The sequence below is a fragment of the Pseudomonas sp. P4_C1 genome, assembly GCF_056402155.1.
The window spans coordinates 1-26343 of sequence record NZ_JBFUHY010000069.1 but is presented as its reverse complement, the minus strand read 5'-3'; the positions used below and the strand labels follow the sequence as shown (position 1 = coordinate 26343).

Annotated in this window: 28 protein-coding genes; 15 read left to right on the top strand and 13 right to left on the bottom strand. The window is 59.6% G+C overall.

Annotated elements, in window-relative coordinates; translation table 11 throughout:
* The first annotated feature begins 1272 nt into the window (after positions 1-1272).
* On the top strand, positions 1273-2247 hold the full coding sequence (locus AC1DU9_RS24310) for a L,D-transpeptidase family protein (RefSeq protein WP_223463729.1): 975 nt from the start codon (positions 1273-1275) through the stop codon (positions 2245-2247).
* A gap of 122 nt (positions 2248-2369) precedes the next feature.
* On the opposite strand, the gene oprI is transcribed toward AC1DU9_RS24310, so the two are convergent.
* Positions 2370-2621 carry an outer membrane lipoprotei OprI gene (gene oprI / locus AC1DU9_RS24305; protein WP_003199355.1) on the bottom strand — a complete coding sequence of 84 codons (252 nt, stop codon included), beginning with the start codon at positions 2619-2621 and terminating at the stop codon, positions 2370-2372.
* Positions 2622-3260: 639 nt separating this feature from the next.
* On the opposite strand from oprI, the gene AC1DU9_RS24300 reads away from it, so the two are divergent.
* Entirely contained in the window at positions 3261-3548 is a 288-nt protein-coding gene (locus tag AC1DU9_RS24300) for a GNAT family N-acetyltransferase (protein ID WP_008023295.1), read from the top strand.
* Positions 3549-3619: 71 nt separating this feature from the next.
* Here AC1DU9_RS24300 and AC1DU9_RS24295 read toward each other — a convergent pair whose 3' ends face one another.
* Positions 3620-4696 (bottom strand): 3-deoxy-7-phosphoheptulonate synthase, encoded by a 1077-nt coding sequence (locus AC1DU9_RS24295; RefSeq protein WP_223463730.1) that lies wholly within the window; start codon positions 4694-4696, stop codon positions 3620-3622.
* 187 nt (positions 4697-4883) lie between these two features.
* Positions 4884-5327 carry a PilZ domain-containing protein gene (locus tag AC1DU9_RS24290; protein WP_223463731.1) on the bottom strand — a complete coding sequence of 148 codons (444 nt, stop codon included), beginning with the start codon at positions 5325-5327 and terminating at the stop codon, positions 4884-4886.
* Between AC1DU9_RS24290 and AC1DU9_RS24285 the strand changes: the two genes are divergently transcribed.
* The 5 genes from AC1DU9_RS24285 (at position 5326) to cysB (ending at position 9279) form a co-directional block, all read left to right on the top strand.
* The gene (locus AC1DU9_RS24285; RefSeq protein ID WP_223463732.1) at positions 5326-5712 is read left to right on the top strand and encodes a thioredoxin family protein; all 387 of its coding nucleotides are present in this window, start codon (positions 5326-5328) and stop codon (positions 5710-5712) included. The two genes, AC1DU9_RS24290 and AC1DU9_RS24285, sit on opposite strands and share 2 nt — an antisense overlap.
* Complete coding sequence (locus AC1DU9_RS24280) at positions 5709-6662, top strand: putative 2-dehydropantoate 2-reductase (protein WP_223463733.1); 954 nt, start codon at positions 5709-5711, stop codon at positions 6660-6662. Before AC1DU9_RS24285 ends, AC1DU9_RS24280 begins: the two co-directional genes overlap by 4 nt.
* 25 nt (positions 6663-6687) lie before the next feature.
* Positions 6688-7593, top strand: a complete 906-nt coding sequence (locus tag AC1DU9_RS24275; protein WP_223463734.1) for a 5'-nucleotidase — start codon at positions 6688-6690, stop codon at positions 7591-7593.
* A 95-nt stretch (positions 7594-7688) separates the two neighbouring features.
* Positions 7689-8192, top strand: coding sequence for a universal stress protein (locus AC1DU9_RS24270; RefSeq protein ID WP_223463735.1), 504 nt, complete (start codon positions 7689-7691; stop codon positions 8190-8192).
* A 112-nt stretch (positions 8193-8304) separates the two neighbouring features.
* Positions 8305-9279, top strand: a complete 975-nt coding sequence (gene cysB, locus AC1DU9_RS24265; protein WP_007998136.1) for an HTH-type transcriptional regulator CysB — start codon at positions 8305-8307, stop codon at positions 9277-9279.
* Positions 9280-9295: 16 nt separating this feature from the next.
* Here the strand turns inward: cysB and AC1DU9_RS24260 are convergent, their stop codons facing one another.
* Both AC1DU9_RS24260 and AC1DU9_RS24255 read right to left on the bottom strand, forming a co-directional pair.
* Positions 9296-9778, bottom strand: a complete 483-nt coding sequence (locus AC1DU9_RS24260) for a GreA/GreB family elongation factor (RefSeq protein ID WP_223463736.1) — start codon at positions 9776-9778, stop codon at positions 9296-9298.
* Between the two features lie 2 nt (positions 9779-9780).
* Positions 9781-10191: a hypothetical protein gene (locus AC1DU9_RS24255; RefSeq protein ID WP_223463737.1), complete on the bottom strand. Its 411-nt coding sequence runs from the start codon at positions 10189-10191 to the stop codon at positions 9781-9783.
* Positions 10192-10315: 124 nt separating this feature from the next.
* Here AC1DU9_RS24255 and earP point away from each other — a divergent pair, with 124 nt between their 5' ends.
* Both earP and AC1DU9_RS24245 read left to right on the top strand, forming a co-directional pair.
* The gene (gene earP / locus AC1DU9_RS24250) at positions 10316-11458 is read left to right on the top strand and encodes an elongation factor P maturation arginine rhamnosyltransferase EarP (protein WP_477810886.1); all 1143 of its coding nucleotides are present in this window, start codon (positions 10316-10318) and stop codon (positions 11456-11458) included.
* Positions 11459-11506: 48 nt separating this feature from the next.
* Complete coding sequence (locus tag AC1DU9_RS24245; protein WP_223463739.1) at positions 11507-12076, top strand: elongation factor P; 570 nt, start codon at positions 11507-11509, stop codon at positions 12074-12076.
* A 181-nt stretch (positions 12077-12257) separates the two neighbouring features.
* Here AC1DU9_RS24245 and AC1DU9_RS24240 read toward each other — a convergent pair whose 3' ends face one another.
* The 4 genes from AC1DU9_RS24240 to AC1DU9_RS24225 form a co-directional block, all read right to left on the bottom strand.
* Complete coding sequence (locus AC1DU9_RS24240; protein ID WP_223463740.1) at positions 12258-13274, bottom strand: alpha/beta hydrolase; 1017 nt, start codon at positions 13272-13274, stop codon at positions 12258-12260.
* A 34-nt stretch (positions 13275-13308) separates the two neighbouring features.
* Entirely contained in the window at positions 13309-13728 is a 420-nt protein-coding gene (locus AC1DU9_RS24235; protein ID WP_046031808.1) for an organic hydroperoxide resistance protein, read from the bottom strand.
* 379 nt (positions 13729-14107) lie between these two features.
* The gene (locus AC1DU9_RS24230) at positions 14108-14569 is read right to left on the bottom strand and encodes a MarR family winged helix-turn-helix transcriptional regulator (protein ID WP_223463741.1); all 462 of its coding nucleotides are present in this window, start codon (positions 14567-14569) and stop codon (positions 14108-14110) included.
* A 67-nt stretch (positions 14570-14636) separates the two neighbouring features.
* Entirely contained in the window at positions 14637-15593 is a 957-nt protein-coding gene (locus AC1DU9_RS24225; RefSeq protein ID WP_223463742.1) for a LysR family transcriptional regulator, read from the bottom strand.
* Positions 15594-15703: 110 nt separating this feature from the next.
* Here AC1DU9_RS24225 and AC1DU9_RS24220 point away from each other — a divergent pair, with 110 nt between their 5' ends.
* Positions 15704-16453, top strand: coding sequence for a sulfite exporter TauE/SafE family protein (locus tag AC1DU9_RS24220; RefSeq protein ID WP_223463743.1), 750 nt, complete (start codon positions 15704-15706; stop codon positions 16451-16453).
* On the opposite strand, the gene AC1DU9_RS24215 is transcribed toward AC1DU9_RS24220, so the two are convergent.
* A complete protein-coding gene (locus AC1DU9_RS24215; protein WP_223463744.1) occupies positions 16443-17297 on the bottom strand; it encodes a LysR substrate-binding domain-containing protein in 855 nt (284 codons plus the stop codon). The two genes, AC1DU9_RS24220 and AC1DU9_RS24215, sit on opposite strands and share 11 nt — an antisense overlap.
* Positions 17298-17392: 95 nt before the next feature.
* Here AC1DU9_RS24215 and AC1DU9_RS24210 point away from each other — a divergent pair, with 95 nt between their 5' ends.
* Positions 17393-17608: a DUF1127 domain-containing protein gene (locus AC1DU9_RS24210; RefSeq protein WP_204934808.1), complete on the top strand. Its 216-nt coding sequence runs from the start codon at positions 17393-17395 to the stop codon at positions 17606-17608.
* Positions 17609-17672: 64 nt separating this feature from the next.
* Positions 17673-18902, top strand: coding sequence for a winged helix-turn-helix domain-containing protein (locus tag AC1DU9_RS24205; RefSeq protein WP_223463745.1), 1230 nt, complete (start codon positions 17673-17675; stop codon positions 18900-18902).
* Positions 18903-19028: 126 nt separating this feature from the next.
* Here AC1DU9_RS24205 and AC1DU9_RS24200 read toward each other — a convergent pair whose 3' ends face one another.
* Positions 19029-20375: a class II 3-deoxy-7-phosphoheptulonate synthase gene (locus AC1DU9_RS24200; RefSeq protein ID WP_223463746.1), complete on the bottom strand. Its 1347-nt coding sequence runs from the start codon at positions 20373-20375 to the stop codon at positions 19029-19031.
* A 150-nt stretch (positions 20376-20525) separates the two neighbouring features.
* Here AC1DU9_RS24200 and AC1DU9_RS24195 point away from each other — a divergent pair, with 150 nt between their 5' ends.
* Complete coding sequence (locus tag AC1DU9_RS24195) at positions 20526-21281, top strand: spermidine synthase (RefSeq protein ID WP_477810885.1); 756 nt, start codon at positions 20526-20528, stop codon at positions 21279-21281.
* A 106-nt stretch (positions 21282-21387) separates the two neighbouring features.
* On the opposite strand, the gene AC1DU9_RS24190 is transcribed toward AC1DU9_RS24195, so the two are convergent.
* Complete coding sequence (locus tag AC1DU9_RS24190; RefSeq protein ID WP_223463748.1) at positions 21388-22179, bottom strand: crotonase/enoyl-CoA hydratase family protein; 792 nt, start codon at positions 22177-22179, stop codon at positions 21388-21390.
* Positions 22180-22601: 422 nt separating this feature from the next.
* Between AC1DU9_RS24190 and AC1DU9_RS24185 the strand changes: the two genes are divergently transcribed.
* On the top strand, positions 22602-24275 hold the full coding sequence (locus tag AC1DU9_RS24185) for a DEAD/DEAH box helicase (RefSeq protein ID WP_150756007.1): 1674 nt from the start codon (positions 22602-22604) through the stop codon (positions 24273-24275).
* 146 nt (positions 24276-24421) lie between these two features.
* On the opposite strand, the gene AC1DU9_RS24180 is transcribed toward AC1DU9_RS24185, so the two are convergent.
* On the bottom strand, positions 24422-25189 hold the full coding sequence (locus tag AC1DU9_RS24180) for a DODA-type extradiol aromatic ring-opening family dioxygenase (protein WP_223463749.1): 768 nt from the start codon (positions 25187-25189) through the stop codon (positions 24422-24424).
* 102 nt (positions 25190-25291) lie between these two features.
* Here AC1DU9_RS24180 and AC1DU9_RS24175 point away from each other — a divergent pair, with 102 nt between their 5' ends.
* Complete coding sequence (locus AC1DU9_RS24175) at positions 25292-25948, top strand: thiopurine S-methyltransferase (RefSeq protein ID WP_223463750.1); 657 nt, start codon at positions 25292-25294, stop codon at positions 25946-25948.
* Positions 25949-26343: the final 395 nt, after the last annotated feature.

The following is a 26343-nucleotide window of genomic DNA, read 5'->3' as shown; positions in this document are numbered from 1 at the left end:
GGACATCAGCTCAACGATGGTCGAAAACAACAGCTCACGCGGGTACTGGCGTTGACGGTGTTCTTCAAACACCTGATCAACCCATTCGGCAGGAACAGCCTGCTCCAGTATCAATTTCGTCATGACACTGGCCGGTGTCTTTTTTTCAAACCGCGCTAGAACTTCTGCCCACATCGTTTTCGTCACCCTGACTGGAGTTTTAGGGGATTCTAAACGAAGACCTTGAAAGGGCTGGCYCTTACRGCGRGTCCCTTTTGTCAAACGACACAAAAGGAACCAAAAAGTCTCGCCCCTTACGTACGGCCCCTCGCTTAGGCTCGGCGTTCCTTCGCTSCGGTATTCATCCGGGGGCATTGCCCTCCGGTCGGCTTCGCTTCGACCTACATGCAATGAGTTCGACTGCGTCGAACGGCGCTGCGCGCCAAWCCCCGGATAAACACCTCCGCTCAGCCTGCCGAGGGGGCGGGTGGATCAAGATCAAAAGCTGCAGGCGAGCTAACGCTCGGCCTGATGAGTGGTGAAGAGCGTCTGCGCACGCCGATCTGCCTTTGCTTTTCTGTGGGAGTGAGCCTGCTCGCGAAGGCGGCCTGACAGCCGACCCAGACCTTGCAGATGTACTGAGTACCTGTGGGAGCGAGCTTGCTCGCGATGGCGACCTGCCAGTCGACCAGGTACCTCACAGACAAACGAGCCCGGCAAACAGGCCGGCAAACAGGCCGGCCGGTAGGCCGCCTCGGGCGCTGTTGCGGTGTACGCCCCCTCGTGAGGCCGAGTGGAGGTTCTGCGCAGTGGGCAACCCGGCATGGATGCCGGGTTAGCCGCCCCCGGCCATGGATGGCCGATGGCGGCGGGCCCACGGAGCAGGACCGGAGCGAGGGCATGCCGAGCCACAGCGAGGCACCGAATGTCAGGGGCAAGAGCCCTTGGTTACTTGGGGCTTTTCCAAGTGACCCGCCGTAAGGGCGGAACCCTAAGTGGCCGTTACCGCAGAAACGGATATGTACACCCTCAAAAATCCATGCCGCCTGCCACGCCGCCATCGCAAGCTCGCTCCCACAGGTAACCGCATCCGCAGAAACGGATATGTACATCCGTAAAAAACACGTCACCCAACACACAGCCATCGCGAGCAGGCTCACTCCCACACGGGATCGAGGAAAATCGCAAAATCGCCTTACAGTGCCTGCAATCGGGCCATCTCCCCGAAATAACGGACAGCGGTGTACAATCGCGTTCTTATACTCTCAGTTGATCATGCGAAGGATTTTCCGGATGTTGTCGCGCTTTCCTGCCGTCACCCGCTGCCTGTCACTTGCCGCCCTTTTGGTGGCCGGTCCCGTTGCAGCATTGGAGTTTCCCCTGCCACCGCCCGGTGAGGACATCATCGGCCAGGTGCAGGTGATCAAGGCCAAGTACGAAGATACCTTCGCCGACCTTGGTACCGCCTACGATCTGGGCTACACGGAAATGGTCGCGGCCAACCCGGGTGTCGATGCATGGTTGCCAGGCGCCGGCACGGAAATCATTCTGCCGACCCGCTTCATCCTGCCACCAGGCCCGCGTGAAGGCATCGTGATCAACCTGGCCGAGTACCGCCTCTACTACTACCCGAAAGGCAAGAACGTGGTGTACACGTTCCCGCTGGGTATCGGTCGTGAAGGCTGGGGCTCGCCGATTGCCCACACCAGCATCACCGCCAAGACGCCGAACCCGACCTGGACGCCGCCGGCTTCGATCAAGGCCGAGCACGCAGCAGACGGTGATCCGCTGCCCAACGTCGTGCCGGCCGGCCCTGACAACCCGCTGGGGCCGTTCAAGTTCACCCTGGGCACACCGGGCTACCTGATCCACGGTTCGAACAAGAAGTTCGGTATCGGCATGCGCACCAGCCACGGTTGCTTCCGCATGTTCAACAACAACGTGCTGGAAATGGCGGGCATGGTGCCGGTCGGTACGTCGGTGCGGATCATCAACGACCCGTACAAGTTTGGTTTGAGTGGCGGCAAGGTCTATCTGGAGGCGCATACGCCGCTGGACGACAAGGGCAACCCGTCGGTGGTCGACAAGCACACCGCGGTCATCAACGCGATGCTCAAGCGTGAAGACATCACTAACAACCTGCGCATGAACTGGGATGTGGTGCGTGATGTGGTTGCCGCTGAAGACGGCCTGCCGGTGGAGATTGCTGTGCCGGGCAACAACGCCGCACCGATGGTGTCGAGCACTCCGGTCGACCCGATGCAGTAAGCTTGTAAAGAGCCCGTCGGCGCGGACCGCGTCGACGGGTTTTTTATTGCCTGGAGAAACGCCGGGCAATAAAAAAGCCGACCCAAAAAATGGATCGGCTTGATAACAATCCCGAAGGACTATTACTTGCGGCTAGCTTTGTCCAGCATGCGCAGAGCACGCTCGTTAGCTTCGTCAGCAGTCTGTTGTGCTTTTTGAGCAGCAGCCAGAGCTTCATCAGCTTTACGGTAAGCTTCGTCTGCACGAGCCTGGGAGCGAGCAGCTGCGTCTTCAGTAGCGGTCAGACGTGCTTCGGTTTCTTTCGATGCGCTGCTGCAACCGGTAGCCAGAACTGCGGCCAGGGCCAGAGCAGAGAATTTCAGAACGTTGTTCATCGTGTTCCCCTTCAAGGACTTTCTATTAAGTAGCTATCTCCTCCGATTGAGGAAATAGCCGGCGTACATACTACCTATTACTTGTAGTAAGTAAAACTGACGTGACGCAAGAAGCAAAAAAAATTGTAGGCGTTGATTCTTTTTCGAGCAACTTTTAACTGAACTGATTAAAAAACATCCAGCTGCAAGGCCCGTGGCTGAGCCAGCTGGCGAGTAAAAGTTCCTTCGGCACACCGCTCTTTTTCCAGTCTGGCTAGAGCCCGTCTACATGGGTTCGTCTACACTTTTGTTCGGCTTTTGCGTAGCGCCTCGCAATATCTTTCTCGATGTTCAGGTGACTTTAACAATGGGCGCTCGTCTTAAGTCTCAACATCCGGCAATGTTCAGGCTATCGACCCGGAGTGATCTTCGGTCGAGCCATTCCTGCGTGATCCGGAGCAGCACCTGCCAACCTGCATGATGACGAGCGCACCTTGAGCATTTCTGTCAATGGTGCCTACTATTTGTACGTGCTCGGTAGCGCGAGATCGGTGCAGCTCTTCTCGGTGTCCATTCAGGCACGGAGTGGCGTAGATGTTCCTTCGTCGGAAAAACATCGGTAAGGTAGGGGTCAAAATTCCAGACCCGCGAGGAGTAGTGATGAGCGAGGCGTTGTCCATCCACCATGACCAGGCTGGTCATCAGTTCGAGACCATTGTGGACGGTCATCGTGCCTATCTGACCTATATGGATCTGGGGAAGCAGACCCTGGATATTTATCGCACCTTCGTGCCCAACGCGTTGCGTGGTCGCGGTATTGCTGCAGCCTTGACCGAGAAGGCGCTGGAGTACGCGGACGAAATGGGCTACACCGTCATTCCATCGTGCTCCTACGTCGAGCGCTACATGGAGCGTCACCAGCGGCATGCGGCCAAGCTGAGTCAGTGACCTTCAATAAAACGAATGCATAAAAAAACGCCGGGTTTAGTCCGGCGTTTTTGTGTGTTCGCTAAAAGCGATCAGCTGCGATCGCGTTTAGGCAGCACATCCCTGAGCTTGGCATGCATGCTGCGCAAGGTGTTTTCGGTCGCGGTCCAGTCGATGCAGGCGTCGGTGATCGACACGCCGTATTGCAGGTCGGCGAGGTCTTTCGGGATCGCCTGGGCGCCCCAGTTCAGGTGGCTTTCAACCATCAGGCCGATGATCGACTTGTTGCCTTCGAGGATCTGGTTGGCGACGTTCTCCATCACCAGTGGTTGCAGGGCCGGATCCTTGTTGGAGTTGGCGTGGCTGCAATCGACCATGATGTTCGGCTTGATCTTCGCCTTGTTCAACGCCTGTTCGCAGAGCGCAACGCTGACCGAATCGTAGTTCGGCTTGCCGTTGCCGCCGCGCAACACCACGTGACCGTAGGCATTGCCCTTGGTGGTCACGATCGACACGCCACCTTCCTGGTTGATGCCCAGGAAACGGTGTGGGCTGGAAACCGACTGCAGGGCGTTGATCGCCACGGTCAGGCCGCCATCGGTGCCGTTCTTGAAGCCGACGGCCGAGGACAGGCCGGAGGCCATTTCACGGTGAGTCTGGGATTCGGTGGTGCGCGCGCCGATGGCCGACCAGCTGATCAGGTCCTGCAAGTATTGCGGGGAGATCGGGTCGAGGGCTTCGGTGGCGGTCGGCAGGCCTTTTTCGGCCAGGTCCAGCAGCAACTGGCGACCGATGTGCAAGCCGTCCTGGATCTTGAACGAGTCGTCCAGATACGGGTCGTTGATCAAGCCTTTCCAGCCGACGGTGGTACGTGGCTTCTCGAAATAAACGCGCATGACCAGATACAGGGTATCGGACACTTCGGCAGCGAGAACCTTCAGGCGCTCGGCATACTCATGGGCGGCCTTGATGTCGTGGATCGAGCAAGGCCCGATGACGACGAACAGGCGGTGGTCGGTGCCATCCAGAATGTTGCGAATGACTTCGCGGCCCTTGGTGACGGTGCGCAGTGCGGCGTCGCTCAGGGGAATATCGCGCTTGAGCTGATCGGGAGTGATCAGAGTCTCGTTGGAGGCGACGTTTAGGTCGTTGATCGGTAAATCAGCCATCGTTTACTCGTCAGGTCACGGGTGCCGGCCGCCAGCGAACCCGCGCGGCGGAGCACAGCAAATTAAGCGCGTCGGGGAGCCGAACCTTAGCGCGTTACACCGTGGCTCGACAATGGGCAGACGCCGGTTTGGTGGGCTTTCGCAGTCAGTTTCCCTGCCATGAGGGGCAAACCGATCAAGAACACCCCTATTCCAGCACCGGCTGCGCAAAAGCCTTGCGCACCGAATCGTGAGAGAACTCGTCGGCGTGCTCCTGTACCCATTCAAGGGCCCGAGCCTGGATATTCTGCAAGTCGTCGTGGGCGTCATGCAGGCGGCAGTAACGTTCGATCTGGCACACCTGCTCGCCCATTCGGGCGCTGAATAGCGTTTGTTCGTCGACGAAGACGATGCCTACCAGATAACCGCGCTTGCGCCGCAGGCACCAGGCGACATAGCCCAGGTAGCGCATGTCCGGGTTCACGGTCGGCATGCGTACCTCCAGCGCGGTGCCGTAGCGCCACGCGCGGTGATAATTGCAAGCCATGCCCCCGAGGCTGATAGTGTGCAGCTGTCGTCGCGAAATACATTCAGGTTTCAGCAACGTTAATTCGACGGGCACATCGTCAGGGTGAGGAATAAATCGTCCCATGAACACAGACTCCATGTGTCGGCCATCTGACATTGTTACACCCAGTATAGTGGTCGAATTGGAACTGACCGATTTCGACGCCGACCAACGGCTGCTGGCGATGAGCGGCGTATCACTGGTTATTTTCACCAGTGTCGGCTGCGCCGGTTGCCGTTTTGCCCGCGAGCAATTGCCGACACTCGATCTGGCAGTCGATCGACTGTGCTGGATCGATGCCGGCAATAACGGCGGGGTGGTCGAGCGTTATCAGGTCTTTCACTTGCCGGCGCTGTTTGTCGTTCGCGACGGCGAATTCTTCGGAGCACTGAAATCCCGCCTGACCGACACCGAGCTCAATCGGGCGGTGCGCCAGGCGCTGAGTCGAACAGCAGAGGAGTTGCCATGATGGGGACAGTTGCCAGGCCGACAATCGGCATTATCGGGACCGGCGCAATCGGCGGTTTCTACGGGGTGATGCTGGCGCGTGCCGGTTTTGATGTGCATTTTCTGCTGCGCAGCGAGTTTTCCGCTGTGGCCGAGCACGGGTTGCAAGTCGATAGCGCGCCCCATGGCGCGCTGAAACTGAACCCGGTGCAGGCTTATTCGAACGCTGGAGACATGCCACCCTGCGACTGGCTGCTGGTGGGCGCGAAAACCACCAGTAACGCCGACCTGGCACCCGCCATCCTGCAAGCGGCGGCGCCGAACGCCAAGGTACTGCTGTTGCAAAATGGCCTGGACGTCGAAGACAGTCTGCGTGATTTGCTCCCCGATTCGCTGCATGTGCTCGGCGGGCTCTGCTACATCTGCGTTCATCGCCAGGCACCGGGCGTCATTACCCATCAGGCGCTGGGCGCAGTGCACGTTGGTTATCACAGCGGTCCCGCCGACGGGCCGGCACGCACTGCGATTGTCGAGGAGGGTGTCGGGCTGTTTCGCAACGCCGGCCTCGATTCCCAGGCCATGGCGAATTTGCATCAGGCGCGTTGGCAAAAACTGGTCTGGAATATCCCGTACAACGGTCTGTCGGTGTTGCTGGGAGCGAGTACTACACCACTGATGGCTGATGCCGACAGTCGCGAACTGATCAAGGCGCTGATGGCTGAAGTGGTGCAAGGCGCAGTCGCGTGCGGGCACGATGTACCGGCGGGGTATGCCGAGCACCTGTTCATGGTGACCGAAAAAATGCCTGACTACTGGCCGAGCATGTACCACGATTACTTGCACAAGCGACCGCTGGAACTGGCCGCGATCTATGCCCGGCCTTTGGCGGCGGCGAAGGCAGCCGGGTGTGAGATGCCGCGTATCGAGGCCTTGTATCGCAGTTTGAGTTTCATTGATCGACGAAACACCTGAGTCGACCGACCTGAGGGGGAAGGGCATGCCAAAGGCAATTGACGACAAACTGGTGCTGGCGATTTCTTCGCGGGCGCTGTTCGACCTGAGCGAAAGCCACAAGGTTTATCTGTTGAGCGGCGTCGAAGCCTACCGGCAGTATCAGATTGAACACGAAGACGAAATCCTCGAGCCCGGCGATGCTTTTCCGTTGGTGCAGAAACTCCTGAATCTCAACAATAGCCTCGGTCGTGCCCGGGTCGAGGTGATTCTGGTGTCGCGCAACAGCGCCGACACCGGGCTGCGGGTATTCAACTCGATTGACCATTACGGACTGGCAATCTCGCGCGCGGCCTTTGTCGGCGGGCGCAGTCCGTATCCCTACCTCAAGGCCTTTGGCTGCGACCTGTTTCTCTCGACCCACGCCGAAGACGTACGCAATGCACTGGACGCCGGGTTCGCCGCGGCGACCATTCTGTCGGGCGGTGCCAGTCGTGCGGCCAGCGACGAATTGCGCATCGCCTTCGACGGAGACGCGGTGCTGTTTTCCGATGAGTCGGAGCGCATTTATCAGACCGGAGGTCTGGAGGCGTTCCAGGCCAGCGAGCGTGAGGCCGCCCGCGAGCCGTTGCGCGGTGGGCCGTTCAAGGGCTTTCTCGCGGCTCTCAATCTGTTGCAGCGTGAGTTCCCGGAGGACGCCTGTCCGATCCGTACCGCGCTGGTCACGGCGCGATCGGCGCCGGCCCATGAGCGAGTGATTCGCACGTTGCGCGAATGGGACATTCGTCTGGACGAGTCGCTGTTCCTCGGAGGCCTGACCAAGTCAGCCTTTCTCGAAGCCTTCGCGGCCGATGTGTTTTTCGACGATCAGGCCGGCCACTGCGAATTGGCCCGTGAAGTCGTCGCCACCGGTCATGTGCCCCATGGCATAAGCAACGAACAAAAGGTTTAAGCCCAGCGTTCAATGCGTTGCGCCGCACGTCGTAGTCGCCAAGGCACTGCTAAGCTGAATCAAATCTCCGCCATGTTGGCAGTCGAGGAGGTCATATGATTCGTTCGATGCTGTATGCCACTGACCTTGGCCTGTACGCGCCCGTGGTGATGCAGCATGCCCTGGAGCTGGCCCGGACCTTCAATGCCGATTTGTATGTGGTGCATGCGGTTGAACCCATGGGGTTGTTTGCCGAATCGGTGCTGGAAAGTTATCTCGATGAACAGGCGCTGAACGAGTTTCACAGCCAGGGCCTGAATACAGTTATTGCCAGTATCGAGCAGCGGGTGCTCGACAGTTTTCGTGAGGAGTTGGGGGATGAAGGGGAGCACGATCTGGAGCGGATTCAGGCAGTGCGGGTGCTGCAGGGCGATCCGTCGCAGGTGATTCTGGACCAGGCGCAGAAACTCTCCGTGGATTTGTTGATCGTAGGAAGTCACAGCCACGGTGCGGGTGCGGAAACGCCTCTGGGGCGAACCGCCGCCCGTGTGCTGCAACTGTCCAAGGTGCCGGTCTATCTGGTGCCGCTGGTGCAACGTCGTCGCCAAGGGGATCGCTAGAACAGAATAATGGCAATCTGATAAAAAAGTTCTAGATTTATTCTTCATGCCATTAATATAGTTATATACCGTCGCTGATGCCCGTGGCGTCTACCTGCTTTGAGGGATTCATATGAAGCTTCAACAATTGCGCTACATCTGGGAAGTGGCGCACCACGACCTCAACGTTTCCGCTACAGCCCAAAGTCTTTACACCTCTCAACCGGGCATCAGTAAACAGATCCGTCTGCTGGAAGACGAACTGGGCGTCGAGGTTTTCGCCCGCAGCGGCAAGCACCTGACCCGCGTTACCCCGGCCGGCGAGCGCATCATCACCACCGCTGGCGAAATTCTGCGCAAGGTTGAAAGCATCAAGCAGATCGCACAGGAATTCTCCAACGAGAAGAAAGGCACCCTGTCGATCGCCACCACCCACACCCAGGCGCGTTATGCGTTGCCGCCGGTGATCAGCAATTTCATCAAGCAATACCCGGACGTTGCCCTGCACATGCATCAGGGGTCGCCGATGCAAATCGCCGAAATGGCCGCTGATGGCACCGTGGATTTTGCCATTGCCACCGAAGCGCTCGAGCTGTTCGGTGATCTGGTGATGATGCCGTGCTACCGCTGGAACCGATGTGTGGTCGTGCCTCAGGGCCACCCCTTGACCAAGCTGTCGAAACTGACCCTCGAAGCGCTGGCCGAGTACCCGATCGTGACGTACGTGTTCGGCTTTACCGGCCGCTCGAAACTCGACGAAGCCTTCAGCCATCGCGGCCTGACGCCGAAAGTGGTGTTCACCGCCGCCGACGCCGACGTGATCAAGACCTATGTTCGCCTGGGGCTGGGCGTGGGCATCGTGGCGAAAATGGCCGTCGACAGCAAACTCGACAGCGACCTGGTGGTGCTCGATGCCAGTGAGTTGTTCGAGTCCAGCGTGACCAAGATCGGCTTCCGTCGCGGCACCTTCCTGCGGGGTTTCATGTGCGACTTCATCGAGAAGTTCGCGCCGCACCTGACCCGCGAAGTCATGGCCAAGGCCATTCAATGCCACAACAAGCAGGAACTGGAAGAGCTGTTCGACGGCGTCGAACTGCCCGTTCACTGATAGCGTTTCCTGCCGCTCAAACCACCTCGGTGACAGCGAACTGTTGCCGAGCGCCCGCCACCATAATCTCCACCTCATCGCCCTCGAACTTGCCCAGCAGGCTTTTGCCCAGCGGTGAGCGGGGGGTGATGACAGTAATCAGCTGTCCCACCAGATCGACTTTCAATCCGGCCGCATCGGGGGCCAGAAACAGCCATTGTTCGCGCCCCTTTTCGTCCTCGAGCCCGAGCAGCGCGCCCACTTCGATGCCCCGCTGATCGTCATACGGGCGCAGGACCAGGTTCTGGCAGAGGCTCAGTGACTGGCGAATTTCTTCGACCCGCCTGGCTTGCCCGGCCGCGAGATAGGAGGCTTCCAGCCCCAGGGTGTCGTACTTGTTCTCGGCGATGTTTTCTTCGTGGGTCGCCGTTTCGTAGGCGGTTTGCGCGGCCCGTTCGGCGATGTCGAGATCGATCCGCAGCTTGTCGAGAATCAGTTGGTGGACAATGTGTTTATTCATGATCAATCGCAGAATTGCAGGACGTTGGCGCGGCTTTTTTCGCTGGGTGCAGTTCGGTCCTGTTGCAGCCAGAACTGACAGCTTGGGTTGGACAGGTTACGGCTGCTGCTGCGTGCCTGATCGAGCCGTTGCTGCTGCTCGTTCTTGCGCAGGTTCTCTTCGTATTGCTCGAACTGCGGGCTCTGTGGCGCGATGTCCGGCACTGGTTGAGTCATCACAGGTGGTTTGGCCAGTTGTTCCACAGCTGCCGCCACAGGTGCCAGTTGTTCGCTGAAAAGCAGGCGCGAAGCGAGCCAGCAGGTCAGCACAATGGCAATGAATCCCAGCCACATGCCGAGGGCGATGCTGCCGGTCAGTTGCAGGGCATTGAGGCTGATCGGGAAGGATCGGCGCGGAGTGGGACGGTGGGGCATGATTGCCTCCTGGCGAAAAGTCACTGGCGAGTGGCGATTGTCGCATGAAGAATAATCGCCGTCGGCTCTTCTGCACGGGGTAATTTATGCGGACAATCGGCGCCTTTGCCAACGGGAGCCTGCAATGCCTGAAATGAAAACCCGCTGGGATATTTTTTGCACCGTGGTCGACAACTTCGGCGACATCGGCGTGACCTGGCGACTGGCCCGGCAACTGGTGGCCGAGCATGGAGTGGCGGTGCGTCTGTGGGTCGATGATCTGCGAGCGTTCGAGCGCCTGTGCCCGGAAATCGACATCCACGCTGCGCAGCAGTGGCAGCAAGACGTCGAAGTGCGCCAATGGCCCGCCGAGTGGCAGCCGACCGAAGCCGCCGATGTGGTGATTGCCGCATTTGCCTGCCAGTTGCCGAGCGCCTATATGGACGCCATGGCCGAACGGGAAAAGACGCCGCTGTGGATGAACCTCGATTACCTGAGTGCCGAGGACTGGGTGGTCGGCTGCCACGGTTTGCCCTCGGTGAAGTACAAAAGCGTGCAGAAGTTCTTCTTCTTCCCTGGATTCCAGAAGGGCACCGGCGGACTGCTGCGTGAGCGAGGGTTGCTGGAGCGTCGTCGGCAATTTCAGCAAAACCCGCAGGCTCAAACAGAATTCCTGCACGGTTTGGGGATTGATCGTGCACCCGGTGCGCAGTTGATCTCATTGTTTGCTTACGAAAACACCGGGCTGGCCAGTTGGCTCGATGCGATGGCTGGCGATTCTACGGCCACTCATCTGCTGGTGCCGGAAGGGCGGATTGTCGGCGACGTAGAGCGTTGGCTCGGTGTGGAGGGTTTGGCGGCCGGTGCCGTGCATGTGCGTGATGCCTTGACCGTGCAAGTGCTGCCGTTCGTCCGCCAGGACCAATACGACTTGTTGCTGTGGTGTTGCGATTTCAATGCCGTGCGCGGCGAAGACTCCTTTGTGCGCGCTCAATGGGCCGGCCGGCCATTTCTCTGGCACATCTACCGGCAGGAAGAAGATATCCATCTGGACAAACTCGAGGCTTTCCTCGAAGTCTRTATAAAGGGGCTGTCTGAACCTGCGCGGGAGGCGATCAGCGGTCTCTGGCGCGCGTGGAACGCCGGTGAGAAAATGGCCGACCACTGGCAATTCACCCGTAAACACTGGCCAGAGCTGGAAAAACACGCCGAGGCGTGGTGTCTGGAACAGGCCTTGCAGGCCGATCTTGCCACGGCGCTGGTACAGTTTTATGGAAATTGGATATGATACGCGGCCTAGATTTTTGTAAATCCCATCCAAATTCGGATATTCGCAATGAAAACTGGTAAAGAACTCAAACCCGGTACCGTGATCCGTATCGACAACGATCCTTGGCTGGTTCAGAAAGCTGAATTCACCAAGTCCGGTCGTAACAGCGCGATCATGAAGACCAAGCTGAAGAACCTGCTGACCGGCTACAAGACCGAAACCGTATACGGTGCGGACGACAAGCTGGACGACGTGATCCTCGACCGCAAGGAAGCGACCCTGTCCTTCATCAGCGGCGACTCCTACACGTTCATGGACACCACCGACTACACCATGTACGAGCTGAACGCTGAAGACATCGAAGCCGTTCTGCCATTCGTGGAAGAAGGCATGACCGACGTTTGCGAAGCCGTGTTCTTCGACGAGCGTCTGGTTTCCGTAGAGCTGCCGACCACCATCGTGCGTCAGGTTGACTACACCGAAGGTTCCGCTCGCGGCGACACTTCCGGCAAGGTGATGAAGCCTGCCAAACTGAAGAACGGTACCGAGCTGTCGGTTGCTGACTTCATCGAAATCGGCGACATGATCGAGATCGATACCCGCGAAGGCGGTTCCTACAAAGGCCGTGCCAAATAAGCACAGCTTGAGGAATGAAAAAGCCCGACCATTGAGTCGGGCTTTTTTGTGCCTGCGATTTCGGGTTCAACCAGAAACCCTGTGGGAGCGAGCTTGCTCGCGATGGCGGCGTGTCAGGCAATGACGACGCGTCTGGCAAATCGCTTTCGCGAGCAGGCTCGCTCCTACATGGGGTACTGCGTTATTTCTTCAAGTGTTCCTTGAGCTCTTGCGAAGCCTGCAACATCGCCGAACGTACCGCCGGCACCTGGCTCACCACGTTGAGCAAACCGTAGTCGTGGATCAGGCCGTTGTAGCGAACCGAGGTCACCGGCACTCCGGCCTCGTCCAGTTTGCGGGCGTAGGCTTCGCCTTCGTCGCGCAACACGTCGGCTCCGGCGGTCTGCACCAGCGCTGGAGGCAGTCCTTTCAACTGGGCGGTGGTCGCGCGCAGTGGTGAGGCGTAGATCTCGTTCCGTTGATTGGCGTCGGTGGTGTAGTTGTCCCAGAACCACTTCATCATGTTTTTGGTGAGGAAGTGCCCCTCGGCAAACTGGTTGTAGGACGCCGTTTCGAAGTTGGCATCAGTCACCGGCCACAGCAGCACCTGGAACTTGATCGCCGGTGTGCCCTTGTCCTTGGCCATCAGCGCAACCACCGCCGCCATGTTGCCGCCGACACTGTTGCCGGCTACCGCCAGGCGCTTGCCATCGACGTTGATCTCTTTACCGTGCTCGGCCACCCATCGGGTCGCCGCGTAAGCCTGGTTGATCGCCACCGGGTAATGCGCCTCCGGCGACGGCGTGTAGTTCACGAAGACAGCCGCTGCACCCGAACCCGTCACCAGGTCACGTACCAGCCGCTCGTGGGTCGGGAAATCTCCCAGTACCCAGCCACCGCCGTGGAAGAACATGAACACCGGCAGCTCACCCTTGACCCCGGCCGGCCGGACGATGGTCAGGCTGATCGGTTGGCCGTCGACTTGAATGGTCTTCTGGCTGACATCGGCTTTTGGCAGCGTCAGCTTCACCCCGGCCTGCGCGCCTACCAGAACGGCGCGGGCCTCGGCGGGTGTCATTTGCTCCATCGGCTTGCCGGTGCCGGCGTTCAGAACGTCGAGGAATGCCTGGGTGTTGTGTTCAACCCCGGTACCTGCAAACGCGTTGCCGATGGACATGGCGAGAAGGGTACCGGTCAAGACTTTGCTGAAAGTGTTCATGTTCATTTCCTGTTCGGGCCTGATAGGTCAGCTGTTAGACGGTGACGTGCAGACGCACATCGACGTTGCCACGGGTGGCGTTGGAGTACGGGCAGACCTGGTGGGCCGCATCGACCAGTGCTTGTGCATCGGCTTGTTCAAGGCCYGGCAGGCTGATGTGCAGGTCGATGTCCAGACCGAAGCCGCCAGGGATCTGGCCGATGCCGACGTGGGCGGTGATCGAGGCGTCGTTCGGGATGCTGCGCTTGGTCTGGCTGGCCACGAATTTCAGGGCGCCGATGAAGCAGGCGGAGTAGCCGGCGGCGAACAGTTGCTCAGGGTTGGTGGCTGCGCCGCCAGCACCGCCGAGTTCTTTCGGGGTGGCGAGTTTGACGTCGAGGATGTTGTCGCTGGAAACCGCACGACCGTCACGGCCACCAGTGGAAGTTGCGATTGCGGTGTAGAGAGTTTGCATGGTGAAAGCCTCGTTCGGGGTTTGTTTTTTTTGCGCTAAATGTTTGCGCGCTAAGTAAGTGCGAGATGAATGTATCGCGCTAATGTTTAGCGCGCAATATAAAATTTCAAAGAAATTTGAAAAAGACGGAAAGGCAGCGGAGGCGTTTTGGTTGGAAGTGTTGAACTAGAGCTATCGAGGGGGATGTTTCAGTGGGGATTTTTTTCAGGAAGAGGTGGCGAGCCCAATTTTCTGGTGGGCCGCAGAGCTACTGTGGGAGCGAGCTTGCTCGCGATGGCGGTGTGTCAGTCAGCATCATTGCTGAATGTGACACTGCAATCGTCGGATCGCCGCCCGGAGCAAGCTCGCTCCCACAGGGGGATTTGTGGTGGGTTGGCGGCTAGAGGCTGTCTTGCAGGTGGCGACGCAACTCTTGCAGCTCCGCTTGCAGGTTTTGCAGGCGCTCCAGTGTCATTCCGCTGGCGCCGAGGATGCACTGGGGAATATCCCGGGCTTTGTCGCGCAAGGCTCGGCCCTGCTCGGTGAGTTCGACGATTACCACCCGCTCGTCCTCGCGGCTGCGGGTGCGGCTGAGCAAGCCTTCGGCTTCCAGGCGCTTGAGCAGCGGCGTCAACGAGCCAGGGTCGGTCAGCAACCGCGTGCTGATTTCGCCTACGGTCAAACCGTCCCGTTCCCACAACACCATCATCGCCAGGTATTGCGGGTAGGTCAGCCCCAGCGCTTGCAGCAGGGGTTTGTAGACCTTGGTCATCATCAGCGAAGTGGAATGCAGGGCAAAACAGGCCTGATTGTCCAGCAACAGGTTGTCGCAGTTATCCGGGGTGTTGCGCTCGGTGTTCATGTCGGAGCCTTGATCTGTGATCTTAGGAATCTAGCGGGCGAATCTTTAATGCGCCAGATAATTTTGATCAGTGCCGTTGCAAATGGGTTTGCAGTACCAGATCCCAGGGTGGAACCGGGCTGAAGCGGGTCTTCAGGTACTCCAGCAACAAGCGACTGCGGGAGTTGGGTTGTTGTTCCAGGCGCAAGGCATAGATACCGGCGCTTTCCGGTTTCGGCAGACCGCTGTCGCAGAACAACGGCAGCAACTCACCGCGCAACAGGTACTCGCTGGCCAGCCAGGTCGGCAGATGCGCAATCCCGAGGCCGGCCAGCGCGCCGCAGACCAGCGCCTCGGCATTGTTGGCGCTCATGCGGACCCGCGCCGGCCGGTGTAGTTGCATTTGCCCATTCCGCTCGAAGCGCCAGGCGAACAGCGGGGCCAGACCATCCCAATCGAGTCCGTCATGTTCAATCAGTTGTGATGGATCGGTGGGCACGCCGCGACACCGCAAATAATCAGGGCTGGCGCAGGCGATGCGCACGATGCTCGCCAGCGGCGTGGCCACCAGTCGGGTGTCGGCCAATTGCCCGGCGCGCAGCACCAGATCGACCTTGCCGAGGTTCTGGCCCTGCATGTCGACGAAACTGTCGATCAGGTGCAGTTGCACATCGAGCCCGGGATAGAGCATGAGGAAATCGGCAATCACCGGTGCCAGGTGCCGGCGCCCAAAGGCTGCCGGCGCATCGATACGAATCAGACCTTCCGGCGCGCTGCTCAGGGACACCGCCTCGGCCCGGGCCAGGCGCAACTCGGCAACGATCCGCCGTGCCCGCTCGGCAAAGGCCAATCCCGCCGGGGTGGCACGTACCGCATGCGTGCTGCGGATGAACAACTGACTGCCGACCGCGTTTTCCAGGCTGTCGATACGCCGTGCCACGGCCGAAGGGGTCAGCGGATGACGGCGCGAGGCGGCGGAAAAACTGCCGGTTTCCAGCACATCGAGGAACAAAGCCAGTTGGTCGGTCAGTTGATTGGGGTTCATGGCAGATTTGCGCTTGTGCGAATTTGGCACAGCTATTGTGCGTCGCTGTGCGTTTCCGCGCCAGAAGCAACTGCGTAGGATCAGTCGCATGACGTGAGGAGAAATCGCCCGTGATTGAGTTTCTGATGTATCTGGTCTTCGGTGCTGCCCTGGGTACGCTCGGCGGGTTGTTTGGCATCGGCGGCGGCCTGATCGCCATTCCGCTGCTGGGCGTGCTGTTCGGGCTCGACCAGCAGATTGCCCAGGGCACAGCGCTGGTGATGGTGGTGCCGAACGTGATGCTGGCGCTGTGGCGTTATCATCAGCGCAACCGGATCGAACTGCGCAACGCGTTACCGCTGGCCATCATGGGGTTTTGCTTCGCCTGGCTCGGATCGATCTGGGCGGTGGGCATTGATGCGCAAACCATGCGTATAGGCTTTGTCGCGTTTCTGATCGCTCTGTCGGCGTACAACTTGCTTCGCATGTTCGCCGCCAGCGCTGCGCCGGCTTCGCAGATGAACTATTCATGGCCTTGGTTGGGCGTGCTCGGCGCTGCATCCGGCACTATGGGCGGGTTGTTCGGTGTTGGGGGCGCGGTGGTGGCGACCCCGGTGCTGACCAGTCTGTTCGGCACCAGCCAAGTGGTTGCGCAGGGGTTATCGTTGGCGCTGGCCTTGCCGAGTACCGGGGTGACGCTGGTGACTTACGCCGTGCACCATCAGGTCAACTGGGTGATCGGCTTACCCTTGGCGGTCGGCGGGCTGATGAGCATCAGTTGGGGCGTGAAGGTTGCCCACGCATTGCCGGAGCGGCTGCTGCGCGGGCTGTTTTGCGGGTTCCTGGTGTTCTGTGCGGTGATGCTCGCCTTCAAGGTTTGAAGCCTTCAATTATGTGCTCGGCCAGGCACTCGGTGATCGGTGACGGGTTATGCAGGTTGCGCACGAGCATGATGCTGGCCTCGGGCAGCAGCGGCAGATCCTCGGCTGCACCGAGGATGCGCATGTCCGCGGTAATCAGGCTTTCAAGCTGCGCCGTGACGGCCAGGCCGGCGCTGACCACGGCCATGATCGCCGACAGGCTGTCGCTGTTGTACGCCACCCGGTAATCGCGCCCCTGGGCATCCAGGGCATTGCAGGCCCACAGGCGGCAGAAGCAATCACTGTTGAACATCGCCAGCGGCAGCGGCGTCTGCTCGTGGGCGCTGTAGCATTGCGCCTCGGCCCAGACAAAACGCTCCTTGCGCAACAACTGGCCGATTTCGCTGCCCGGTTCGCGGGTCACGATGGACAGGTCCAGGTCCTGGCGCATCAGCAGTTGTTTGGATGATTCGCAGTGCACTTCTATCTGAATCAGCGGGTAGGACTGGGCAAAACGGCGCAGAATCCCCGGGAGGAACCGCATCACATAATCGTCCGGCGTGCCGATGCGCACAGTGCCGACCATATCGGGTTCGCGCAGGGTGTTGAACACTTCGCTGTGCAGCTTGAGGATCCGCCGCGCATAGCCCAGCAACACCTGGCCTTCGGCCGTCAGCCGCACCTGCCGCCCGTCGCGCTGGAACAACTGGCGCTGCAGCACATCTTCTTCCAGCCGTTTCATCTGCATGCTGACGGCCGACTGGGTACGGTTGACCATTTCACCGGCGCGGGTAAAGCCGCCCTGGTCGGCGATGGCGACGAAGGTGCGCAACACTTCGGTATCGATACTCGGGTAGGCAGACATCCATCAATCTCCGAGATATGTGACATCAGAAACATTCGTTGGATTGATCTTAGACCCGGCGCGAGACTGGAGCCATCCAAACGGAGGGCAACAAGATGAAAGGTCAACATGAATTCCACGGTGCAGAAAAACACTCGATTCACGTGATATCCGATCTGCTGCACAAGGTCAGCCGCTGGTACGAACTGCATCGCGAGCGCGAACTGCTGGCGAGCTTGAGCGACGAAGCACTCAAGGACATCGGCATGAGCCGTGCGGATGTGGAGAACGAGTCGATCAAACCGTTCTGGAATGACCCGATGCATAAATGATGAGTCCCAAGCTACACAAACCCCTTACCGGTGAGGTAGGTTGCGAGCAGACAAGGAGACGCCCATGCCCGCAACATTGTCCTTTACCCTCAAACAGGCTCGGCGTCTGGCGCTGGCCGCCCAAGGGTTCAACGGGCGGCAGCCGCCAGCGGCGATCAAGGCAGCTGCGCTCAATCGCCTGATCGAACGGCTGGGCATTTTGCAGATCGATTCGGTCAATGCATTGGTGCGTTCGCACTACCTTCCGCTGTTTTCCCGCCTCGGTAACTACTCCTCCGATCTGCTCGACCAGGCTGCCTGGAGTCAGGGCCGTCGACGCACGTTGTTCGAATATTGGGGGCATGAAGCTTCGTTGTTGCCACTTTCCATGTACCCGTTGATGCGTTGGCGCATGCAGCGTGCGAGCCGTGGCGAAGACATTTATCAGCAATTGGCGCGCTTTGGCCGTGAACAGCAAGACACGATTCGTCGGGTGTTGGCTTCGGTTGAGGAGCAGGGCGCGCTAGGCGCCGGGAGCCTGTCGACCCGTCAGGAACGGGCCGGCCCCTGGTGGGACTGGAGCGCGGAAAAGCATGCGCTGGAGTGGTTGTTCGCTGCCGGTGAAGTGACCGTTGCCGGCCGACGCGGATTCGAAAGGCTCTACGATTTGCCGGAACGGGTTATTCCCTCGGCGGTGCTTGCACAACCTATTCTGAGCGAAGACGAAGCCCAGCGCGGCCTGTTGCGGCATGCGGCAACGGCCTTGGGTGTGGGAACGGAGAAGGACTTGCGTGACTATTTCCGCTTGAACCCTGTGGACAGTCGTCCCCGTTTGGCCGAGTTGGTCGAGGCCGGTGAATTGCTGACCTGCGAAGTCCAGGGCTGGCGACAACCGGCCTATTGTCTGCCCGAGCCAAAAGTGCCGCGCAAAGTCGTCGCGAGTGCATTGCTCTCGCCGTTCGATTCGCTGGTCTGGGAGCGCAGCCGGACTGAGCGGCTGTTTGATTTCCGCTATCGATTGGAGATCTACACGCCGCAGGACAAGCGGGTGTACGGCTATTACGTCCTGCCGTTTTTGCACAACGAGCGGATTGCCGCACGGGTAGACCTGCGCGCCGAACGGGCGGCGGGCCGTTTGGCCGTGTATGCGGTGCATGAAGAGGAAGCGGGGCTGGATGAGGAGGGGATGCTGGCGTTGGCGGTCAATCTGCGGCAGATGGCGGATTGGCTGGGGCTGGCACAGGTTCAGTTGAATTGCCCGCGGGCGAGTGCGGCAAGGTTGCGGGTGGCATTCTCACAAATTGGCGGTGCTTGATCTGACGCCATCGCGAGCAAGCTCGCTCCCACATTGACCGCGTCGCTCACAGATTTTGTGTGCGGCGCGGATCCTGTGGGAGCGAGCTTGCTCCGGGCGGCGTTCCGACGATGGGGGCGACGGGGTTTAGCGCCGAACCTGCTTCAGAGTCTCTGCAATCAAAAACGCCAGCTCCAGCGACTGATCGGCATTCATCCGTGGGTCGCAATGGGTGTGGTAACGATCCGACAAACCATCCTCGGTAATCGGCCGCGCACCACCGATGCACTCGGTCACGTTCTGCCCGGTCATTTCGATATGGATACCACCGGCATAACTGCCTTCGGCTTCGTGCACCTGGAAGAACTGCTTCACCTCGCCAAGGATCTGCGCGAAGTCGCGGGTCTTGTAGCCGCTGCTGGCCTTGATCGTGTTGCCGTGCATCGGGTCGGAACTCCACAGCACCTGCTTGCCTTCCCGCTGGACGGCGCGGATCAGGTGCGGCAAGTGATCGCCGACCTTGTTCGCGCCCATCCGCGCGATCAGGTTCAGGCGACCCGGGTCGTTGTCCGGGTTGAGCACGTCGATCAAACGAATCAGGTCGTCGGGGTTCATGCTCGGGCCAACCTTGACCCCGATCGGGTTGTTCACCCCACGCAGGAATTCGACGTGGGCGCCGTCGAGCTGGCGCGTACGGTCGCCGATCCACAGCATGTGGGCCGAGCAATCGTAGTAATCGTTGGTCAGGCTGTCGCGACGCACGAAAGCTTCTTCGTAGTTCAGCAGCAGCGCTTCGTGGGCGGTGAAGAAACTGGTTTCGCGCAACTGCGGCGAACTGTCCATGCCGCAGGCACGCATGAACGACAGGGTTTCATCGATGCGGTCGGCCAGGTGGCTGTACTTTTCTGCCAGTGCCGAGTTGGCAATGAAGTCCAGGTTCCACTTGTGCACCTGATGCAGGTCGGCAAAACCGCCCTGGGCGAACGCGCGCAACAGGTTCAGGGTGGCAGTGGACTGGTGATAGGACTGCAACAGGCGCTCCGGGTCCGGTACGCGGCTTTTTTCGTCGAAACCGATGCCGTTGACGATGTCGCCACGGTAGGCGGGCAGGGTCACGCCATCGATGGTTTCGTCGTTGGCCGAGCGGGGCTTGGCGAACTGCCCGGCCATGCGCCCGACCTTGACCACGGGGCAGCCGGCGGCAAAAGTCATCACGATCGCCATCTGCAACAACACCTTGAAGGTGTCGCGGATTTTCGCCGCGGAGAATTCGGCGAAGCTTTCGGCGCAGTCGCCACCCTGCAACAGAAACGCGCGGCCTTGGGTCACCTCGGCAAACTGACGACGCAACTCCCGGGCTTCACCAGCAAACACCAGCGGCGGATAGCTGGCCAGGGTCTGCTCGACCCGCTGCAAATGCGCGGCGTCGGGGTATTGGGGTTGTTGCTGGATCGGCAGGGCGCGCCAGCTGTCAGGGCTCCAGGGTTGGCTCATCACGGTCTCTAGTGTTTTCGCTCGGACCTCCATGTTATCAGCAAATTAGTGCGTGACCTGTTCCCGTCGCTTCGCCGACAATCTCGCCTTTGCCGCTCTCTACACGCGGTGTTATTGCGTTGCCGGCCCCGGTGACGATCAGGAGATGAAATGACTGAGGAGCGCGTCGAGCATCTGCTCGCCGAGGTACAGGACGAGTTCGGCGTGATTCGTGTGCTGGAAGTGGCCGATTACCGTTTTCTCGAGTTCGGTGACGCCATCGAGCAAAGCTGCGTGTTCACCGCTGATCCGAGCTGGCTCGAGTACGACTATACCCGGGCGATGCTGATCGGCGCGCTGTGCCACGAGCACCCGGAAAGCGCGCTGTTTCTCGGTCTCGGCGCCGGTACTCTGACCCAGGCCTGCCTCAAGTTCCTGCCGCTGGAAGATGTCGAAGCCATCGAACTACGCCCGGACGTGYCGCGTCTGGCCATCGAGTACCTGGGGCTGGATGACGATCCGCGCCTGTACATTCGCGTTGGCGATGCCCTGGAACTGCTCGACACGGCTGAGCCGGCCGATCTGATTTTCGTCGACCTTTACACCGATGTCGGTCCGGGTGTCGGGCATCTGGCCTGGAGCTTTCTGGAAAACTGCCAGAAGCGATTGAATCCGGGTGGCTGGCTGGTCATCAATCAATGGGCTACCGACGACGGCAAACCCTTGGGCGCCGCGTTGTTGCGTGGTTTGTACCACCGACATTACTGGGAGCTGCCGGTGAAGGAGGGCAACGTGATTCTGATCGTGCCGTCGGAGCTGGATCAGGAACTGGACATGGACGGCCTGATCGCCCGCGCCGAAGCGCTGGCGCCACGGTTGGGGTATTCGCTGGATTCGTTGATCAAGTGCATTCGTCCGGCGACCTGAGTTGTCTGTGAAGGCGTCATCGCGAGTAAACTCGCTCCCACATTTGACTGCGATCCCCTGTGGGAACGAGCTTGCTCGCGATAGCCTTCCAACTGGCGCTACAAGGCTAAAGCCCTTTGAAGACTCCAGGCCGCCGCTCCACCATCGACCGCACACCTTCCTTGACGTCCTCGCTAGCCATCAACTTCTTGACCAGCAGAGGCAACGCCTGTGCCGCGGCGGTTTCGCCTTCATACCGGGCCTGTCGCGCAGACATCAGTGTCGCTTGAACGCCGAGCGGCGCCTGCCGGGCGATCCGTTCGGCCAGTTCAATCGCCCGGGGCAACAAGTCTTCACTGGCCATGACTTCCTGCACCAAGCCCAAGTGCAAGGCATCACGGGCGTCGAATTCGTCACCGGTCAATAACCAGCGCATGGCATTACCCCAACCGGAGACTTGATGCAGGCGCAGGGTGGCGCCGCCGAACGGGAAGAGCCCGCGTTGCACTTCCATCTGCGCGAACCGGGTGTTGCTGGCGCACAGGTTGATGTCGGCGGCCAGCATCAATTCGATGCCGATGGTCAGGCAATAGCCCTGGGCGGCGACGATCACCGGTTTGCTGACCCTGGGGCCGGCGAACACCCCCCACGGATCACAGCCGCCAGCGGGTACCTGCCAGCCTTCTGCGAGTGTGACACTGGCATTGACCAGGTCGAGCCCGGCGGTAAAGTGCTCGCCATGAGCGAACACCACCGCCACGCGTGCCTCGTTGTCGGCCTCGAACTCGCCATAGGCCAGGCTCAATGCGTTGAGCAGGTCGAGATCGAAGGCGTTGCGCTTGGCTACCCGATCCAGACCGATCATGAACACATGACCATGCCGTTCGCGGCTGACTCGACTGGAGCTGGGCTGATTCATGGAGTGATCCTCGGGGTGGGAAAGACGTGCCAGACCGGCGGTCTGCACGGCAAAGGGTGAACCGTTTTAGCGCCATCACCCGCAAGGCCGGGCCTTTGAAAAGTAGACGGCTGATCGATTATTCGCAAAGCCTGTGACACAACGGTGTATCCGGTGGATTTCGGATAAAAAAAGCTCCCTTTTTTGGCAAATTCCGGTATAGTGCGCGCCGGCCTTTAGCCGGGCCGCGTTTAGGTAGAGCAATTCCCCGAAGTCAGCTTCGGCTGCACGTCCGTACTGCGGACTCTCCCTTGACGATTCTTTTCATTCATTCGTTTTCGCAAATCCCCGCCGACAAAGCTGCCAGGGCGACTCTTGAGTCTCAACACGGCACGCGCAGCTTTGGAGCATGGGTCTTTGCGGATGCACTTAGAGGCAGACCCATGACCCAGGAAACCGGCGGCTTCGCCGCTTTTAATCTTAATCCGAATATTCTTGCAGCCGTCACCGCGACTGGCTACGAAGAGCCATCGGCTATTCAGCAGCAATCGATCCCGATCATCATGGCCGGTCACGACATGATTGGTCAGGCGCAAACCGGTACGGGTAAAACCGCTGCGTTCGCCCTGCCGATCCTGCATCGCATCGATCCTGCAAAGCGCGAACCGCAAGCCCTGATCCTGGCGCCAACTCGTGAGTTGGCGCTACAAGTTGCAACCGCTTTCGAAACCTACGCCAAGCAAATGCCGGGCGTAACTGTTGTGGCTGTCTACGGCGGCGCGCCGATGGGCCCACAGCTGAAAGCAATCCGTAATGGCGCACAGATCGTTGTCGCCACTCCGGGCCGTCTGTGCGACCACCTGCGTCGCGACGAAAAAGTACTGGCGACCGTGAACCACCTGGTTCTCGACGAAGCCGACGAAATGCTCAAACTGGGCTTCATGGACGACCTGGAAGTTATCTTCAAGGCCCTGCCTGTCACCCGTCAGACCGTATTGTTCTCGGCCACCCTGCCGCAGTCGATCCGTGCCATTGCTGAACGCCACCTGCGCGATCCGCAACACGTGAAGATCCAGACCAAGACCCAGACCGTTACCGCGATCGAACAGGCTCACCTGTTGGTTCACGCTGACCAGAAGACTTCGGCCGTTCTCAGCTTGCTGGAAGTGGAAGATTTCGACGCCCTGATCATGTTCGTGCGCACCAAGCAAGCGACCCTGGATCTGGCCAGTGCCCTGGAAGCCAAAGGCTACAAAGCCGCTGCGCTGAACGGTGACATCGCCCAGAACCAGCGTGAGCGCGTGATCGACTCCCTCAAGGATGGCCGTCTGGACATCGTTGTGGCGACCGACGTTGCTGCTCGTGGCCTGGACGTACCGCGCATCACTCACGTATTCAACGTTGACATGCCGTACGATCCGGAATCCTACGTTCACCGTATCGGCCGTACCGGTCGTGCCGGTCGCGAAGGTCGTGCACTGCTGCTGGTGACTCCGCGTGAGCGCCGCATGCTGCAAGTGATCGAGCGTGTAACCGGTCAAAAGGTTGCTGAAGTTCGCCTGCCAGACGCTCAAGCTGTTCTGGATGCGCGCATCAAGAAACTGACCAACAGCCTGTCGCCGCTGGTGGCCGATGCCGAATCGACTCACGGTGATCTGCTGGATCGCCTGACTGCCGACATCGGTTGCAGCCCGCGTGCCCTGGCCGCAGCCCTGCTGCGCAAGGCAACCAACGCTCAAGCGCTGACCCTGGCCGCTATCGAGAAAGAACGTCCACTGGTGCCGAACAACGCACCACGTGGCGATCGTCCAGAGCGTTCCGGTGATCGTCCTGAGCGTGGTGACCGCGAGCGTCGTGCTCCGATGCCACTGGGCGAAGGCCGTGCACGTTGCCGTACCGCGCTGGGCGCGCGTGATGGTATCGCTGCCAAAAACCTGCTGGGTGCCATCCTCAACGAAGGTGGTCTGGCGCGTGAAGCGATCGGTCGCATCCAGGTGCGTGACAGCTTCAGCCTCGTCGAACTGCCGGAAGATGGTCTTGAGAAGTTGCTGACCAAACTGAAGGACACTCGCGTTGCCGGTAAGCAGTTGAAGCTGCGTCGCTACCGCGAAGATTGATCCGCTTTCGGGCTGATTGATCGAACATAAAAAATCCCCGACTGGCTCGGGGATTTTTTTTGCCTGCTGTTTTTTGGGGGGAGGGGGGGACGCTTGAGCCCTGTGGGAGCGAGCCTGCTCGCGAAGGGAGCAACTCGGTCCATGGGCTAGCCGAAGCGATAGATGTCCATGCCCAATGCCCCCATGGTGAACCCCTGATGGGCAATGCTGAACGGTCCACCTGCAGCGCGGGCAAAGTACAGCGGCAACAAGTGTTCGTCGCTGGGATGGTTGCGCACGGCATTCGGCGCTTGTTTGCGATAGTCGTGCAATGCGGCTTCGTCGTTCGCGGCGAGTTTTTCGATCATCCAGTCACGAAACGCCTGGGCCCAGGGCTCAACACTTTCGGGACCGGCATGCCAGTCCAGTTCCCGCAGGTTGTGAGTGATGCTGCCGGAGCCGATCAGCAGCACGCCTTGCTCGCGCAGGCTGGCCAGCGCGTGGCCGACGCGGGTCTGCAGGGCGGGGCCGCCACGGGTGGGCAGCGAAACCTGGACAATCGGGATCTCTGCTTGCGGGTACATCAGCGATAAAGGCACCCAGACGCCATGGTCGAAAGGCCGATTGCTGTCGATACGGGCAGGAAAGCCAGCGGTTTTCAATAACTCGGCAACCTCTGCGGCGAGTCGTGGGTCGCCGGGAGCCGGGTACCGGACTTCGAACAGGGCTTTGGGAAAACCACCGAAGTCATGCCAGGTTTCCGGTTGTGGATTGCCGCTGACCAGCAGCTCATCGCTTTCCCAGTGTGCGGAAACAATCACGATGGCTTTTGGCTTCGGTATCTCGGCGGCCAGGCGGGCGAGTGCCGGCCCGCTGGCGCCGGGTTCCAGGGCGAGCATGGGGGAGCCGTGGGATATGTACAGGCTAGGGAACATGAATGAGCTCCTGAGAGTTAAGATGCAACATCTTCAGTCAGATCATTAATCTAAATCTAATATAAGTTTTAGGGTGTTTTGATCGAATTTTCGGGGTTAATTATGCAGCCTGAGTTTTGGCACAAAAAATGGGCGGCGAACCAGATCGGCTTTCACCTGCCGCAGGTGAACCCTCATCTGAAGCGGTTCTGGCCAGCGTTAAGCCTTGAAGAAGGTGCACGCGTGTTGGTGCCGTTATGTGGAAAAAGCCTGGATTTGCTATGGCTCGCCCATCAAGGCCATGAGGTCTTGGGAGTCGAATTGTCGGAAAAAGCCGTCGAGGAGTTTTTCAGCGAGCATGGTTTTGATCCGGCCGTCAGCGAGCAGGGGCCGTTCAAGGTTTATCGGGCAGGTTCCATCGAGCTTTGGTGTGGTGATTTCTTCGAGCTGACGGCAGGCGATGTTGCCGATTGCGCGGCGCTTTATGACCGCGCGGCGTTGATCGCGCTGCCGACGGAAATGCGAGAGCGCTACGCCGCCCATTTGAAGCGGATACTGCCGAAGGAGTCCCATGGTCTGGTGATTACTCTGGACTATGACCAGACGCAAATGCCCGGCCCGCCGTTTGCTGTACTCGATGATGAAGTGCAGCGATTGTTCGGGGACTCGTGGACGCTGAAGATTCTGGAAGATCAGGATGTGTTGAGTGAAGGCGGGAAATTCCTGGAGGCGGGTGTAACGCGGCTTGAGGAGCGGGTGTATCGGGTTTCCAGCCGGTAATTAAGTTGTTAGTCCCGGCCTCATCGCGAGCAAGCTCGCTCCCACAAGGGACCTGCGTCGTTCACAAATCACCTGTAGGAGTGAGCCTGCTCGCGATGAGGCCCTCACACACACACCAATAATTAGCAGACAAAAAAGGCCCGCATCGCTGCGGGCCTTTTGCTTGTGCGCCAGGCATGGCGCGTTGCGCGTAAGCGCAACCAGCTTGGCTGTGGTGGCCTCGCTGGTGACTTGGAGGTGAAAGTCCTCTACACACCCGGCAAGGGGAAGTGTTAGCCAGAGGCAAGGGTGTCGCGGGTGACTGCGAATCTGAAGGAAGCCCGAGGCAAAATGCTGGCCTGACGAACAGGAAGCGGATAGAGGCGGCGCAGCGGGGTAAGAAAGCGGGGTAAGAA

Bases quoted from the DNA above. Each gene is read 5' to 3' on its own strand.
- AC1DU9_RS24310 (WP_223463729.1), top strand. From the start codon at position 1,273: ATGTTGTCGCGCTTTCCTGCCGTCACCCGCTGCCTGTCACTTGCCGCC.
- oprI (WP_003199355.1), bottom strand. From the start codon at position 2,621: ATGAACAACGTTCTGAAATTCTCTGCTCTGGCCCTGGCCGCAGTTCTG.
- AC1DU9_RS24300 (WP_008023295.1), top strand. From the start codon at position 3,261: ATGAGCGAGGCGTTGTCCATCCACCATGACCAGGCTGGTCATCAGTTC.
- AC1DU9_RS24295 (WP_223463730.1), bottom strand. From the start codon at position 4,696: ATGGCTGATTTACCGATCAACGACCTAAACGTCGCCTCCAACGAGACT.
- AC1DU9_RS24285 (WP_223463732.1), top strand. From the start codon at position 5,326: ATGAACACAGACTCCATGTGTCGGCCATCTGACATTGTTACACCCAGT.
- AC1DU9_RS24290 (WP_223463731.1), bottom strand. From the start codon at position 5,327: ATGGGACGATTTATTCCTCACCCTGACGATGTGCCCGTCGAATTAACG.
- AC1DU9_RS24280 (WP_223463733.1), top strand. From the start codon at position 5,709: ATGATGGGGACAGTTGCCAGGCCGACAATCGGCATTATCGGGACCGGC.
- AC1DU9_RS24275 (WP_223463734.1), top strand. From the start codon at position 6,688: ATGCCAAAGGCAATTGACGACAAACTGGTGCTGGCGATTTCTTCGCGG.
- AC1DU9_RS24270 (WP_223463735.1), top strand. From the start codon at position 7,689: ATGATTCGTTCGATGCTGTATGCCACTGACCTTGGCCTGTACGCGCCC.
- cysB (WP_007998136.1), top strand. From the start codon at position 8,305: ATGAAGCTTCAACAATTGCGCTACATCTGGGAAGTGGCGCACCACGAC.
- AC1DU9_RS24260 (WP_223463736.1), bottom strand. From the start codon at position 9,778: ATGAATAAACACATTGTCCACCAACTGATTCTCGACAAGCTGCGGATC.
- AC1DU9_RS24255 (WP_223463737.1), bottom strand. From the start codon at position 10,191: ATGCCCCACCGTCCCACTCCGCGCCGATCCTTCCCGATCAGCCTCAAT.
- AC1DU9_RS24245 (WP_223463739.1), top strand. From the start codon at position 11,507: ATGAAAACTGGTAAAGAACTCAAACCCGGTACCGTGATCCGTATCGAC.
- AC1DU9_RS24240 (WP_223463740.1), bottom strand. From the start codon at position 13,274: ATGAACACTTTCAGCAAAGTCTTGACCGGTACCCTTCTCGCCATGTCC.
- AC1DU9_RS24230 (WP_223463741.1), bottom strand. From the start codon at position 14,569: ATGAACACCGAGCGCAACACCCCGGATAACTGCGACAACCTGTTGCTG.
- AC1DU9_RS24225 (WP_223463742.1), bottom strand. From the start codon at position 15,593: ATGAACCCCAATCAACTGACCGACCAACTGGCTTTGTTCCTCGATGTG.
- AC1DU9_RS24215 (WP_223463744.1), bottom strand. From the start codon at position 17,297: ATGTCTGCCTACCCGAGTATCGATACCGAAGTGTTGCGCACCTTCGTC.
- AC1DU9_RS24210 (WP_204934808.1), top strand. From the start codon at position 17,393: ATGAAAGGTCAACATGAATTCCACGGTGCAGAAAAACACTCGATTCAC.
- AC1DU9_RS24205 (WP_223463745.1), top strand. From the start codon at position 17,673: ATGCCCGCAACATTGTCCTTTACCCTCAAACAGGCTCGGCGTCTGGCG.
- AC1DU9_RS24200 (WP_223463746.1), bottom strand. From the start codon at position 20,375: ATGAGCCAACCCTGGAGCCCTGACAGCTGGCGCGCCCTGCCGATCCAG.
- AC1DU9_RS24190 (WP_223463748.1), bottom strand. From the start codon at position 22,179: ATGAATCAGCCCAGCTCCAGTCGAGTCAGCCGCGAACGGCATGGTCAT.
- AC1DU9_RS24185 (WP_150756007.1), top strand. From the start codon at position 22,602: ATGACCCAGGAAACCGGCGGCTTCGCCGCTTTTAATCTTAATCCGAAT.
- AC1DU9_RS24180 (WP_223463749.1), bottom strand. From the start codon at position 25,189: ATGTTCCCTAGCCTGTACATATCCCACGGCTCCCCCATGCTCGCCCTG.
- AC1DU9_RS24175 (WP_223463750.1), top strand. From the start codon at position 25,292: ATGCAGCCTGAGTTTTGGCACAAAAAATGGGCGGCGAACCAGATCGGC.